Genomic DNA, 13649 nt, shown 5'->3' with positions numbered 1-13649 from the left:
CTCCAGTCAGGCGCAGGCGGCTTGGAGGAGGGCCAGGAGTCCGGGATCTTCGCGGAAGAGGAGGGCGTCGACCAGGGCGCCCTTGAGGCCGAGGTGGGTGGGCGCGGCGTCCAGATGCCGGAGGGACGTGATGCTGCCGCCCATGACCAGCGGCAGGCCGGTGGCGGTGGCCAGCGCGATCGCGGTCTCGAAGTCGGGATCGGCGCCGGGCACTTCGGGGATGTCCACGAAGAGCAGCCGCTTGAAGCCATAGGCCTTGGCGCGCAGGGCGAGGTCGAGGGCGCTGAGGTTGGCCGTGTCCACCCAGCCCGAGCGATGCACCCTCCCGCCCCGGGCGTCGATGGCCGCGGTGAGGAAGGGCTGGAAGCGGGCCATGAGCTGTTCCGACACGAGGGACGACTTGTGGAGGATCGTGCCCGCCACCAGCCAGACCGCGCCGTGGTCGATGAAGAACTGGGCCTGGTCCGAGCTGCGGATGCCGCCGGCCACCTGGATGCAGACCTTCCGGCCCCGGGCATGGCAGCGCTGGAGGATCTGGGCGATGAGCTCGCGGTTGTTGCCCTTGCCCATGGCGGCATCCACGTCCACCAGCGCCATGCGCGTGGCGCCCTCGTCCAGCAGCCGGGCGGCGAGATCCAGCGGGGCCTCCGCCGAGGGCTCGCCCTGTCCCGTGGTGGGGATGACGCGGCCATGCTGGAGGTTCAAGGTTGGGTAGATCTTCAAGCGGACACCCCGGTAGACCGGTAGATGGGAGTGTAACGCAAGGGTTACGCCTGTGAGGATCCCGTCAGCAGATCCAGGAGGTGCCGGGCGGCGTCGCTTTCGGCCCGCTTGCGGGAGGACCCCCGGGCGTCGACGCTGCGATCGCCCACGGCCACCCGCACAGTGAAGAGGGGGGCGTGACCGGGACCGGATTGGGAGATCAGGGTGTACGCGGGAGTGGGCAATCCTAGCCGGGCGGCGGCCTCCTGGAGGGAGGTCTTGGGATCCAGGCGGGACCACGCATCCGGATGGGCCTGGCGGATGGGCTCCAGGAACCGGCCTTCCGCCAGGGCCATGGCGGCGGCGTGTCCATCCCTTCCCGAAGCCTGGGCGTCCAGGTAGACCGCCGCCAGCAGGGCCTCCAGGGCATCGGCCAGGGGTTTGGGTCCCATGGGGGGGGCCTTCCTGGGATGCGCGGCGCTCAGGGCGCGATCCAGGCCCAGATCCAGCGCCCACCGGTGCAGCGAATCCGTGCACACCAGCACGCCCCGGAACTTGCTCATGGGGCCTTCCTGCCAGTCCGGCCGCTCCCGGTGGAGCAGCAGCGCCACGGAGAAATTCAGGAGGGCATCCCCCAGGAACTCCAGCCGCTGGTTGTCCCGGCCCCTGGCGGCGGAGGTGTGGGTCAGCGCCTCCTGGAGCAGCGCGGGATTCGCGAACCGGTAGCCCAGTGCGGCCTCCAGGGCGGCCCGTTCTTCGGCGTGTTTCGCCATGGTCAGTCCGCCAGATCCGCAGGGAGCTTCCGGTTGAAACGGGCCTGGTTGAGGACGGCCCGGAAGCGGATGTTGCGCGCGGCCATCTGGCCGAGGATGCCCTGGCGCCGCGCCTCGCGCAACTCCTGGACGAATTCGGCATGGCGGCCCTGATCATAGAGCACGGTGGCCAGCCAGGCATGGGCGTTCACGTTGGTCGGATCAGCCTTGATGGCCTGCCGGAACCCGTGGATGGCCTTGTCGGGCTGGCTGTCCGCCAGCTGGATGGCCTCGCTCATGGAGACGTTGCCGAGGTTCAGGCGCTCGTGGGTCTGCAGCTTGTCGAGCTTTTCAGGCTGGTAGAGCTCGGGCTGATCGATCGCCCGGGATTCGGCCCGGGGTTCGCCGGTCCTGGCTTTGCCCGCATTCGGCTCGGCGGGTCCGGGGTCCTGTGCGCGCGGTTGCCCCGGCGCGGGCTCCGCAACCTGGGAGGCGCGAGAAGACGCAGCCTCGGGCTTGGCCCCTGCGGGAGCGGGGATACCGCCACCCGCCGAGGCGGGCGCTCCGGCGGATGGAGGCGTCGCGGTTTCCCGGGTTTCCGCAGGGAGCGTGGGCGCGGGAGCGGCGCTTCGATGGAGAGCCCACCAGCCCGCACCGCCGGCGCCCGCCAGAACGAGGGCCGCGAGGCCGATCCAGAGGACCGGCTTGCCTCCCGCCGGGCGGGCCGGGAGCGGAGTCGTCACCGGCGGACGCGGCGCGACCGGGGCCTGCATCGTGGGTGCCGAAGAGGCGGCCGCGGGGGCGGGTGCCGGCGGCGCCACCGGCGCGGTGGGCGTGGCGGCCTGGAGAAGGGCGGTCGCCTCCTCCAGCTGGCCTGTCCAGGAGGGATCCTTCGCAGCGCGCAGGGCCTTGGCGAGGTCCTCGGCCGTCTGGAACCGCGCGTCCGGATCCTTCGCCAGGGATCGGTCCAGCACCGAGCGGATGGCGGGGCTGATGCCTTGCAGCATCCCCACCTCGAGGGGCTCGGGCGCCTCGTTGACGATCTTATAGAGGACCGTGGGCGTGGTGTCTCCGGCGAAGGGCTTCCGTCCGCTCAGGCACTCGTAGAGCATGACGCCCACGGCGAAGAGGTCGCTGCGGGGATCGGGCTTCCCGGTGCGGATGTACTCCGGCGCCATGTAGCTCACCGTGCCCATGACCATGCCCGTGGCCGTCATGTCCGAGTTGCTGATCTTGGCCACGCCGAAGTCCATGACCTTGGCGTGGAGGCGCCGCCCGTCGCGCTGGACGCGGACGTTGGTGGGCTTGATGTCGCGGTGGACGATGTGCTGGCGATGGGCGAAGCCGAGGCCGTCGCAGACCTGGGCCAGCACCTCCAGGGTCTCGGAACGGGTGAGCGACTGGTCCCGCAGCAGCTCGTCCAGATCGTGGCCCTTGACGAACTCCATGGCGATGTAGAGCACGCCCTGGTCCTCGCCGAACTCATAGATGGTGACGAGATTCGGATGGTTCAGCACGCCGGCGGCGCGGGCCTCGCGGGCGAAGCGCTCCTTGGCCTCGTCGCCCTGGGCCGCGGAGGGGAGGATGGTCTTGATGGCCACTTCGCGGCCGATGGAGGGATCCTCGCCGAGGTAGACCTCGCCCATGGCGCCGTTGCCGAGAACGCGCTTGATCTCGAATTTTCCGAGCTTCTCGAACATGGGAAGGTCCCCCCGGATGGGATGAGGATGGAGGGACAGCATAGGTCCTGTCCTGCGCAGGTCCAAGGACTTGGGATAATTCGGCATCCAGAAGCCCCGTTTGGGCTGGCATCCGGGCAGGGAACATGCAAACTAGAATCCACCCTCCGGAGCCTCCGGTGCCCGAAGTCCGTCTTCGCTATTTCCTGCCAGCCCTCATGGGCTCGCTGCACCAGCAGCGGGCCGAAGGGGAGCTTGTGCTCGAGCAGAACGACGGCACGCGCCGGCTGTACTGGCGGGGAGGGGACCTCGTCTACCTGCGGAGCGATGCCGTCGGAGAGCAGTTCGGGAACTTCCTCATCCGCCGCGGCGTGCTGGACATGGCCTCGCTCAAGGAGCTGCTGGCCGACGGGGAAGGCTCCCGCATGGGCGATCGCGTGGTGCAGAGCGGGCTCATGACGGTCGCCGAGCGGGACAAGCGCCTGCACGAGCTGCTGGGATCGGTCCTGCTCCACGCCATGGAGCACCCCATCCTGAAGATGTCCTGGATGCCCGGCGTGCTCGAGGACAACCTGAGCGGGGATCTCCAGTTCTGGCTGGATCATCGGCGGCTTGTGTGGGACACCTTCCAGAGCGCCAAGGTGGACCTCGAGCTGGTGGAGATGTTCCAGAGCGAGCCGGATTGGCGGTGGGAAGCGAGGGCGGATCTCCTGGAGTCCCTCAGCGACCTGTCCCTCACGCCGACCTTGGCCTATGCCCTGTCGCTGCTGGGTTCTGAGCCGCTCGGCTACGAGACCATCAATTCTCTCTCGGGGCTCTCGCCCGGGGAGTCGGCCCGGCTGGTGGCCACCCTCTGGGCCTTGGGCGGCCTGAACCTGGTGCGGGGGGACCTGCCGCTGCTTCCCCGCGAATCCGCCCCGCCCACCCCGGCACCCGAACCCCTGGAACCTCCCGAGCCCGTGTTCGAATCCATCCCGGTCCTCGAACCCGAAGCGCCGCCGGAGCCGATCCTGCTGCTCGAGGAGGAGGACTTCCCGCCGCCCCGGGCCCACACGCCGCGCTCCCTGCCGCCGCCGGCGCCGGAGACGGTGGAGCGGGCCTTCAATGAACCCACGCCTTCGGTGCTTCCCCTGCTTCCTTCCAGGATGGATGAGGAGTCCCTCCCCTCGGCGGATCGGGCCCACCACCTCGTGGTGAAGGCCAAGTCATACGTGATGCAGAACCGCACCAGCGAGGCCATCCGGGCCCTCGAGCAGTCCATCAAGCTGGACGGCGATTCCCCGGCAGCCTATGAGGCCTGGCTGCTTCTTGGCCGGTTGAGGCTGACCAATCCCGCCTGGTCCACCCGGGCGGTCGAGGCGCTCCAGGTGGCTTCCCGCATCCGGCCCAGGGCGGCCGAACCCTGGGCCCTCATGGGAGAGCTCTACCACCGGAAGGGATTCCGCGCCAACGCGCAGGGCTGTTTCCGCCGGGCTCTCGAACTCGATCCCTCGGTGGCGGTGCCTTCCGATTACGGCGGCCAGGACGCCCCTGACGTGAGCCGGGGCGAGGGCCTCATGGGGCGCCTGCGCTCCATGCTCGGACGCGAAAAGGGCTGATGGGCCCCGTGCGTGCTCGAAGGGCCTAGGCGGTTCCGAACAGCCGATCCCCCGCGTCGCCGAGGCCGGGGAGGATGTAGCCCTTCTCGTTGAGCTGGCGATCCACGGCGGCGACGACGATGGTGAGATCCGGGTGGTCCGCGATCAATCGCTCCAGGCCTTCGGGTGCCGCGAGCAGCGCGACAAGGGTGAGGTTCACCGCGCCCGCGCCCTTGAGCTGACGCACGGCTTCTGAGGCGCTGCCCCCGGTGGCGAGCATGGGGTCCAGCACGAAGACGGGGCGATCCTCAAGCAGGGGGGGGAAGTTCCGGTAGTACGGAACGGGCACGAGGGAATCGTGGTCCCGGTAGAGCCCCAGGTGCCCCACCTTCGCCGTCGGCAGCAGCTTGAGGAAGGAGGGGAGGAGGCCGAGGCCTGCGCGCAGGACGGGCACCAGCACGGGATCCAGGGACTTCAGCCGCAGCGTGCTCGTGCGCTCGAGCGGGGTCTCCACCACCATCGATTCCACGGGGAGGCTGCGGGTCGATTCGGTCGCGAGGATCAGCCCCACTTCCTCGATGAGCGAACGGAAGAGGATGCCGGAGGTCTTCCGGTCGCGGATGAGGGAGAGCTTGTGATGCACCAGCGGATGGTCGAGCACATGGATCGTCATGGGGGCCTCTCGTCGCTTCCGGCGGGACCGCGAATGCCGCTTGCACAGGGCCCGGGGCGGAAGGCGCGAGTTGAAGCGTAGCAGGCGCGGACTCGGATGAGGGACACGAACCCCCGGGCTCCTGGAGCTCCCCGGAGAGGGTCCTGTTGGGGTCGCCAGCTGGTGGAGCCGACGATGCGACGGCACGCGGATCGCGGCTGATGGTGCGGGTTTCAGAAGGTGCGAACCGCAGCCGTCGGTGCGTGTGATGCGCGCACGGCGGCTCCCGTAGCGGACTCGGAGATCGTCCGAGAGGGGGTCCGGGAGGTCGGAAACGAATGGGGGGTGGGCGGAGAGGTAGCGTCAAAAAAAATGAAGATTTTTTTGATTTCTCTGTTGACCTCATCCGAATCACTGGTTTGATGTTGAATCAGAGGAAAAACGACCGATCATCTTCCCCATAGGGCCAGCAGCGAGGTATCTGAGATTTGGAGCGTGGGAAATGCTAAAGAAAGTCGCCATCTTCAAGGCCCTCGACGTGGAAATCAAAAAGCAGAGGGGCCCCGTGGCGGTGAAAGATGCCTACAAGGGTCACCACTCCCTGAAGGAAGAACTCAGCCAGCCTGGAATCACGATCTTGGGTGAAGTTGCCGGGGGGGACCCCGGCCGAGGTCAGGTCCGGGATTCTTACAAGGCCTCCACCCACGCCAAGAGTCTTGCCGAAAACGGCGCCAGGGTCCTCTCCGTCGCCACGGACAAGTTCCTCTATCACGGCGACGACAAGCACCTATCCGAGGTGCGGGCCCAGGTGAAGCTGCCCCTGATCCGCCGGGACTTCATCTTCGAGGAGTACCAGGTCGAGGAGAGCAAGATCCTCGGCGCGGACGCGATCTTCCTCATGCCCGCCCTCCTGGGCCAGGAGCGGCTCGAGACCCTGCTGAAGTTCGCCACCAGCAAAGGGCTCGACGTGGTGGTCGAGGTGACTTCGGAGGCCGAGCTTCAGCGGGCCGTGGAGGCCGGGGCTGACATCATCTGCGCCGTGGGCCGCAACCTCGACACCTGGGAGCCCTCCTGGGACCAGGCCGTCGCCCTGGTCAAGAAGATCCCCAAAAGCTGCCTGAAGCTGGTCGAGGGGGGCATCCACCGGCTGGATCAGATCAAGCAGATGGAGGCCCTGGGCGTCCATGGGCTGCTGATCGGCGACGCCCTCCTTGATGACTACTATCCCGGCAAGCGCCTGGCGCAGATCCTGGCAGGCGTCGAGCCCCCGAAAAAAGCCGCGAAGCCCAAAGGCAAGACCGGCTCTGCCGCCGATGCGGCGCATCCCCCCGCGGCTGCTGCCGCAGCCAAGGAACGCATATCCTCCCAGCGGAAAGACGCGACCCCAACTGGCACGAAAGGTGCCACTGACAAGCCATCTTCCCGCACGACCCCTTCCAACCTCGCCCAAAAGGGCGTAAAGGAGCCACCCATGGCCGAACTGACCAACATGGTCGCCACCCCCGCCGCCCCCGCGGCCGCGAAGCCCGCCGCCAAGAAGCCGGCCGCGAAGAAGGCCGCGCCGAAGAAGAAGGCCGCCGCCAAGAAGCCGGCTGCCAAGAAGGCCGCGCCGAAGAAGGCCGCCGCCAAGAAGCCGGCCGCCAAGAAGGCCGTGAAGAAGGCCGCGCCGAAGAAGGCCGCCGCCAAGAAGGCCGCGCCGAAGAAGGCTGCCGCCAAGAAGGCCGCGCCGAAGAAGGCCGTCGCCAAGAAGGCCGCGCCGAAGAAGGCCGCCGCCAAGAAGGCCGCGCCGAAGAAGGCCGCCGCCAAGAAGGCCGCGCCGAAGAAGGCCGCTGCCAAGAAGGTCGTGAAGAAGGCCGTGAAGAAGGCCGCGCCGAAGAAGGCCGCTGCCAAGAAGCCGGCCGCCAAGAAGGTCGTGAAGAAGGCCGCGCCGAAGAAGGCCGCGAAGAAGTAGACGGATTCCACCGAATCCATCTGCGCAACCTGGCTAACATCAGAGAGGCGCGCCAGCGCGCCTCTCTGAGCCGGGTGACGACATGATCACGATCGAACGGGTCTCTGCCCTCGAAGTCCTCGACAGCCGGGGGAACCCCACGGTGCTTGCCCGGGTGGAGCTCTCGGACGGGACGGTGGGCCAGGCGCTTGTTCCTTCCGGCGCCTCGACCGGCAGCCGCGAGGCCCTTGAGCGCCGGGACGGCGACAAGAAGCGCTACCTGGGGAAGGGCGTGCTCGGGGCGGTGGATGCCGTCAACGTGGAGCTGGCCCAGGCCCTCCAGGGCATGGATCCCTTCCAGCAGGCCGAGCTCGACGAGCTGATGTGCGACCTGGACGGGACCGACAACAAGGCCCGCCTGGGCGCGAACGCCATCCTGGGCGTCTCCATGGCCCTGGCGGACGCCGCGGCCAAGGCCTCCCGCCTGCCCCTGTATCGTTATCTCGGCGGTGCCTCGGCCCGCCTGCTTCCCGTGCCCATGATGAACATCCTCAATGGGGGTGCCCACGCCGACAACAACGTGGACATCCAGGAGTTCATGGTGCTGCCCGTGGGCGCACCGACCTTCCGGGAAGGACTCCGCTGGGGCGCCGAGGTCTATCACGCCCTGAAGGGGGTCCTGAAGGCCCGCAAGCTCCCCACCGGCGTGGGGGACGAGGGCGGCTTCGCCCCGAACCTCGGCTCCAACGAGGAGGCCCTGGAGCTCATCGGGGAGGCCGTGAAGAAGGCCGGCTACAAGCTCGGCAAGGAAGTCTTCCTGGGTCTGGACTGCGCTGCCAGCGAGTTCCATGACGGGAAGGCCTACGCCCTGGACGGGGCGAAGAAGACATCCGCCCAGCTGGTCGACTACTACGCGGGGCTGGTGTCCCGGCATCCCGTTATCTCCATCGAAGACGGCTTCGCCGAAGGCGACTGGAAGGGCTGGAAGCTCCAGACGGATGCCATGGGAGCCAAGACCCAACTGGTGGGGGACGATATCTTCGTCACCAATCCCGCCATCCTGGCCAAGGCCATCCAGGAGGGCGTGGCCAACGCCATTCTGATCAAGCTGAACCAGATCGGCACCGTCACCGAGACCCTCCGGGCCGTGGACATGGCCCACAAGGCCGGCTACCGGGCGGTCATCAGCCACCGCAGCGGTGAGACCGAGGACAGCTTCATCGCGGACCTGGCGGTGGCCACGGGGGCGGGCCAGATCAAGACCGGCGCCCCCTGCCGCACGGACCGGATCGCCAAGTACAACCGCCTGCTCCAGATCGAATGGGAGCTGGGGGCCGCGGCCCGCTATGCCGGCCGGGAGGCCTTCGGGTCCCGCCTCTAGGAGGCTCCATGAACGCCAACTGGCTCCTGAAGTCCTCCACCCTGTGGGGCGTGTTCGGGGCCTCGGCCTTCTTGTCCCTCATGGCGCTGCTCTTCTCCCAGGGGGGGCTGCCCGAACTGCGGAAGCAGGAGGCCGAGCTGGCTGCGACCCGCGCCCGGCTGCTGCAGCTCAACAAGCGCAACCGCGAGCTGCTCGAGGAGGTCCAGCGCCTCGCCGCGAAGGATCCCGAGCTGATGGAGGCCTTGGCGCGGCGCCAGGGCTACGCGCGTCCCGGCGAGACCGTCTACACCTTCGGAAACCGCGGGAAGTAGGTTGGACCTCTTCCTCGCCTCCGCGGCCGGCAACGTCTTTGGCTACCTCTGGGAGGAGGAGGCTAAATGTTGCAGCGGTTCGGATTGGGCCAAAACCCTTTGTCCAAGGGGGACGGGGTTCGGTTTAGATGGCCTTTTTTTGATGCAAAGGCCCGAAACGGGCCCCTGGGTTCTGGAGCACTGGGATACTGACGGAGCCAAGTCATTTTGTTCCAATGGTAGCAGGGCGGCCATGGCCGTCCCGGGGGCTCCGGGAGGGCCCCTGATCGAAGCCATCTCCAGCGGCGAGCGCATCCTCCTCCGGCAGGATCGCGAAGGCGGTGTCGGCATCCGCATGCCCGAGGGTAAGGGCTTCGCGCTTCGTGAAGTCCCCATGCCGACGCCCCATCCCGCGGGCTTCGGCTGGATCGGCAATCCCCAGCTGGTGCTCGAGGTGCCCTCGGTCGCGGCCGTGGACCTCCGCGATTACGCCCCGCCCCTGCGTCACCATGCCGCGCTGGCCGGCGGCACGAACGTGAACGTGGTCGAGGTGACCGCCCCCGGCGAAGCGAGGATCCGTTCCTGGGAGCGTGGCGTCGAAGGGGAGACCCTCTGCTGCGGGACCGGGTGCGCCGTCGCCGCGGTCTGGCTGGCCCGTGGCGGTGGACCCTGCACGTGGCGTTTGCGCACGGCCAGCGGAGAGGACGTCACCGTGACCTTCCTTCCCGAGGCAGGTGGTGGCTGGCACGACTTGTGGCTTTCCGGCCCGGTGCGGCGGCTGGGGCACGTGCAGCCGGATCCCTCGCTTCACCCTTGACCCCCCAAGGTTCTCCTGGGCTCTCTTGGCCGTGGAACCCGACCTGCTAGACTGGCGTGTTCCACACCCGAGGGGATGCCGAGATGCGTGGTTTGACCAGCGCCTGCGCGACGATGAGGGCCGCCTGATGCGCGCCCGGGTGGTGGCTCTCGCGAACCAGAAGGGCGGGGTGGGCAAGACCACCACGGCCATCAACCTCGCCGCGTCCCTCGCCATGATGGAGAAGATGGTGCTGCTGGTGGATTTCGATCCCCAGGGCCACAGCACCACGGGGCTCGGCTTCCCGAAACCCGACCATCGGGCCGGCGCCTATGCGTTGATGAAGGGCGCGCCCGCCGAGGCCCTGGTGCTGAGCACCGAAGTCCCGATGATGCAGGTCATCCCCGCGGGCAAGGATCTCGCGCAGCTGGAGTTCGAGCTCTTCGAGCTGCCCCAGCTCCAGGTGCTGAAGCAGGGGCTGGCTCCGCTCATGGACCGCTTCGACTACATCCTCATCGATCCGCCCCCGAGCCTCGGCATGATCACCCTGAATGCGCTGACCGCGGCGAACGAGGTCATCGTGCCCATGCCCTGCGAGTTCTTCGCCCTGGACGGCCTGGCGGAGCTGACCGAGACCCTGCGCCGCATCCAGGCGGGCCCCAACCCCAACCTGCAGCTGGGCGGCATCCTGCTCACCATGGCCGAGGAGCGCACCAACCTGGGCGCCGCCGTGGCCAGTGAAGTGCGCCACGCCTTCCCGGGCAAGGTGTTCGAGACCGTGATCCCCCGCAACATCCGGCTCGCCGAGGCGCCCAGCCACGGCAAGCCTGTGGCCTTCTATGACCTGCGCTCCAAAGGTGCCCAGGCCTACCTCAACCTTGCCAAGGAGTGGTTGGGACTGGAGCTGCCCGCGAGGAGGGAAGCCTGATGACCCAGCTGAAGCGTCCGGCCCTGGGCCGGGGACTCACCTCGCTCATGAGCCAGATGGCCCCCGAGGATGCCAATCAGCGGGAGCTCCCGCTGGGGAAGCTGGTGCCCAACCGCGCTCAGCCGCGCACCCACTTCGATGAAACGGCCCTGGCCGAGCTGGCCGAGAGCCTCAAGCAGCACGGCATGGTCCAGCCCATCGTCGTGCGCAAGGTGGGCGAACAGTTCGAGATCATCGCTGGCGAGCGCCGGTGGCGGGCCGCGCGCCTGGCCGGACTCGCCATGGCTCCCGTGGTCATCAAGGAGGTCCCGGACGACCGCCTCCTGGAATTCGCCCTGGTGGAGAACATCCAGCGCCAGGAGCTGAACCCCATCGAGGAGGCCACGGCCTACTGGCAGCTGGGCGAGCACCTGCGCCTCACCCAGGAGCAGGTGGCCGACCGCGTGGGCAAGTCCCGCCCGCAGGTGGCCAACACCCTCCGCCTGCTGCGGCTGCCCGCCGAGCTGAAGGCGGACGTGGCCCATGGCCGCCTCAGCACCGGGCACGCCAAGGTGCTGCTGGGCGTGCCCGACCCCCGGATGCAGGAGCAGCTCGCCCACGAGGTGGTGGCGCAGCAGCTCAGCGTCCGCGCCCTCGAGGCCCGCATCCAGCAGCTCCAGAAGCAGGCCAAGGCCAAGGGGGGGAAGAAGAAGCACCCCCAGGAGCTGTTCATCAAGGCCGCCGCGGAGGAACTGACCCAGTCCTGGGGCACCCGCATCGAGATCAAGGCCAAGGGCAAGACGGGCACCCTGGTCATGCACTACGGCAGCGAAGCGGAGCTGGATCGGCTCTTCGAGGCCCTCAAGCAAGGTCCGGTCAAGGGCCGGTAGGAGTCGTCATGTCCTGGTTCGTGAAGAAGCGTCAGCAGAAGACCGCCGTCGAAGAAAAGACCGTCCGGGTGCCCGAGGGCCTCTGGATCAAGTGCGAGGCCTGCAAGGAGCTGATCTACCGCAAGGAGCTGGTCAACACCCACAATGTCTGCCCCAAGTGCGGTTACCACTTCCGCATCGGCGTGGCGGAACGGCTTGAGAACCTCATGGACGAGGGCTGGACCACGCTCTTCAGCGACCTGCGGAGCGGCGATCCCCTTGGGTTCGTCTCCACCAAGAGCTACAAAGACCAGCTGAAGAAGCTGGAGCAGGCCGGGGAGACCGAAGACGCGGTGGTGATCGTGGAGGGCACCCTGTCGGGCCTGCCGGTGGTGACGGCCATCATGAACTTCGATTTCCTGGCCGCCAGCATGGGCAGCGTGGTGGGCGAGAAGCTGCGTCTGGGCGCCGAGCGGGCCCTGGCGAAGCAGTGCCCCTACCTCATCGTCAGCTGCAGCGGCGGGGCCCGCATGCAGGAGGGCACCCTCTCCCTCATGCAGATGGCCAAGGTCAGCGCCGCCCTGGCCAAGCTGGACAAGGCGGGCCTGCCCTACCTGAGCATCCTGACGGATCCCACCACCGGCGGCGTGAGCGCCAGCTACGCCATGCTGGGCGACCTGAACATCGCCGAGCCCAAGGCGCTCATCGGCTTCGCCGGGCCCCGCGTCATCGAGCAGACCATCAAGCAGAGCCTGCCGGAAGGCTTCCAGCGCTCCGAGTTCCTCCAGACCCACGGCATGGTGGACAAGGTCGTCACGCGCGACCACCTCAAGGACTTCATCGCCGCATGCCTGGCCTGGATGACGCCCTCGCCCAGGGACTGATGCGCGAGGGGCTCGAGCTCGTCTTCATCCCGCGCCTCCAGGCGCGCGGCCACATGGGGATCAAGTGCGGCCTGGAGAACATCCATGCCCTGCTCGACGGGCTGGGCCGCCCCGACGCGAACTTCCCCGTCATCCTCATCGCCGGCACCAACGGCAAGGGCAGCACCGGGGCCTTCCTCGCCCACATGCTGAAGGCCGCGGGCTTCGTGGTGGGATGGACCACCTCGCCGCACCTGGTGGACGTCACCGAGCGGATCTGGGTGGACGGGGAGCCCATCGGCGAAGGGGCCCTGGAGCTGCTGCTGGGGGAGGCCTTCGACTCCGAGGCCCGCACCGGCGTGAACGCCACCTACTTTGAACTGATGATCACGGCGGCCCTCTCCGCCTTCCGCATGACCGGCGTGGAGGTGGCGATCCTGGAGGTGGGCATGGGCGGGCGCTGGGACGCCACCAATGCCACGGACCCCATCCTCACGGTCCTCACCAGCGTGAGCCTGGATCACCAGCAGTACCTGGGGGATACGCGGGAGGCCATCGCCCGGGAGAAGCTCTGCACGGCCCGGGATGGCCGGCCCCTGGTGCTGGGGCCGACCTTGGACCCGGCGTGGATCCGTCCCCTGCTGCCCTGCGAGCCGGTGCTCTGCCCGGCTGCGCGCCTGGGTCCCGCGGATATCCGCTGGGACCACTCCCGCGTGACGGGCCGGCGCGTGGGTCTCGCGGGGTTGCACCAGCTGGACAACCTCGCCACGGCCTTCGAGACGATCCACCAGCTGCGGGGGCTGGGTTTCCCCGTGCCCGAGGACCGGCTCTGGGAAGGCGTGGCGGCCACGCGCTGGCCCGGTCGGCTCTGGGCCCCGCCGGGGCTCCAGGGCGTGTGGATGGACGGCGCCCACAATCCGGATGGCGCCCGGGTCCTGGCGGATCATGCCCTGGCCTGCGGGGTGCGCCCCCACCTGTTCTTCGGCGCCATGGGCGACAAGGATCTGGCCGGTGTCGCCCGGGAAATGAAGCGCATGCGCCCCCTGTCCGTCACCTTCATCCGGGGGGAGGCTCCCCGCTATGCCACGGCGGAGGCCCTGCGGGAGGCCTGGGGCCTCGAGGTTCCGATGCTCGACCTCCGCGAGGCGGCGGCGCTGCTGCACACGCCCGCGGAGGCCCCCCGCCTGGTGACGGGCTCCCTCTACCTCCTGGGCGACCTCCTGCGGGAGCTGGACATCCGGGCCTTCTGAT

Annotated in this window: 13 protein-coding genes; 9 read left to right on the top strand and 4 right to left on the bottom strand. The window is 68.4% G+C overall.

Going from position 1 to position 13649, the window contains the following annotated elements:
• Positions 1-6: 6 nt before the first annotated feature.
• Genes MLE42_RS08205 through MLE42_RS08195 form a run of 3 tightly spaced genes read right to left on the bottom strand, consistent with a single transcriptional unit; the run spans position 7 to position 3154 of the window.
• Complete coding sequence (locus MLE42_RS08205) at positions 7-723, bottom strand: HisA/HisF-related TIM barrel protein (protein WP_243287387.1); 717 nt, start codon at positions 721-723, stop codon at positions 7-9.
• A gap of 44 nt (positions 724-767) precedes the next feature.
• Positions 768-1475 carry a ribonuclease III family protein gene (locus tag MLE42_RS08200; protein ID WP_243287386.1) on the bottom strand — a complete coding sequence of 236 codons (708 nt, stop codon included), beginning with the start codon at positions 1473-1475 and terminating at the stop codon, positions 768-770.
• A 2-nt stretch (positions 1476-1477) separates the two neighbouring features.
• On the bottom strand, positions 1478-3154 hold the full coding sequence (locus tag MLE42_RS08195; protein ID WP_243287385.1) for a serine/threonine-protein kinase: 1677 nt from the start codon (positions 3152-3154) through the stop codon (positions 1478-1480).
• Positions 3155-3312: 158 nt separating this feature from the next.
• Here MLE42_RS08195 and MLE42_RS16285 point away from each other — a divergent pair, with 158 nt between their 5' ends.
• A complete protein-coding gene (locus tag MLE42_RS16285) occupies positions 3313-4731 on the top strand; it encodes a tetratricopeptide repeat protein (RefSeq protein WP_243287384.1) in 1419 nt (472 codons plus the stop codon).
• Positions 4732-4756: 25 nt separating this feature from the next.
• Here MLE42_RS16285 and upp read toward each other — a convergent pair whose 3' ends face one another.
• Positions 4757-5383 carry a uracil phosphoribosyltransferase gene (gene upp, locus MLE42_RS08185; RefSeq protein WP_243287383.1) on the bottom strand — a complete coding sequence of 209 codons (627 nt, stop codon included), beginning with the start codon at positions 5381-5383 and terminating at the stop codon, positions 4757-4759.
• A gap of 481 nt (positions 5384-5864) precedes the next feature.
• Between upp and MLE42_RS08180 the strand changes: the two genes are divergently transcribed.
• From MLE42_RS08180 to MLE42_RS08145, 8 genes are all read left to right on the top strand, one after another.
• Entirely contained in the window at positions 5865-7313 is a 1449-nt protein-coding gene (locus MLE42_RS08180; RefSeq protein WP_243287382.1) for an indole-3-glycerol phosphate synthase TrpC, read from the top strand.
• Positions 7314-7395: 82 nt separating this feature from the next.
• Positions 7396-8673, top strand: a complete 1278-nt coding sequence (eno, locus tag MLE42_RS08175) for a phosphopyruvate hydratase (RefSeq protein WP_243287381.1) — start codon at positions 7396-7398, stop codon at positions 8671-8673.
• Positions 8674-8681: 8 nt separating this feature from the next.
• A complete protein-coding gene (locus MLE42_RS08170) occupies positions 8682-8984 on the top strand; it encodes an FtsB family cell division protein (RefSeq protein WP_243287380.1) in 303 nt (100 codons plus the stop codon).
• 232 nt (positions 8985-9216) lie between these two features.
• Entirely contained in the window at positions 9217-9780 is a 564-nt protein-coding gene (locus MLE42_RS08165) for a diaminopimelate epimerase (protein WP_243287379.1), read from the top strand.
• A gap of 127 nt (positions 9781-9907) precedes the next feature.
• Positions 9908-10687, top strand: coding sequence for a ParA family protein (locus MLE42_RS08160; RefSeq protein ID WP_243287378.1), 780 nt, complete (start codon positions 9908-9910; stop codon positions 10685-10687).
• Positions 10687-11556: a ParB/RepB/Spo0J family partition protein gene (locus tag MLE42_RS08155; RefSeq protein WP_243287377.1), complete on the top strand. Its 870-nt coding sequence runs from the start codon at positions 10687-10689 to the stop codon at positions 11554-11556. The genes MLE42_RS08160 and MLE42_RS08155 overlap by 1 nt, the downstream gene beginning before the upstream one ends.
• A gap of 8 nt (positions 11557-11564) precedes the next feature.
• A complete protein-coding gene (accD, locus tag MLE42_RS08150; protein WP_243287376.1) occupies positions 11565-12419 on the top strand; it encodes an acetyl-CoA carboxylase, carboxyltransferase subunit beta in 855 nt (284 codons plus the stop codon).
• Positions 12383-13648: a bifunctional folylpolyglutamate synthase/dihydrofolate synthase gene (locus MLE42_RS08145; protein ID WP_275975780.1), complete on the top strand. Its 1266-nt coding sequence runs from the start codon at positions 12383-12385 to the stop codon at positions 13646-13648. Before accD ends, MLE42_RS08145 begins: the two co-directional genes overlap by 37 nt.
• Position 13649: the final 1 nt, after the last annotated feature.

The sequence above is a fragment of the Geothrix terrae genome (genome assembly GCF_022808775.1).
GTDB lineage: Bacteria > Acidobacteriota > Holophagae > Holophagales > Holophagaceae > Geothrix > Geothrix terrae.
Note: the sequence above shows the minus strand (reverse complement) of the source record. Positions and strands in the feature narration are given on the sequence as shown.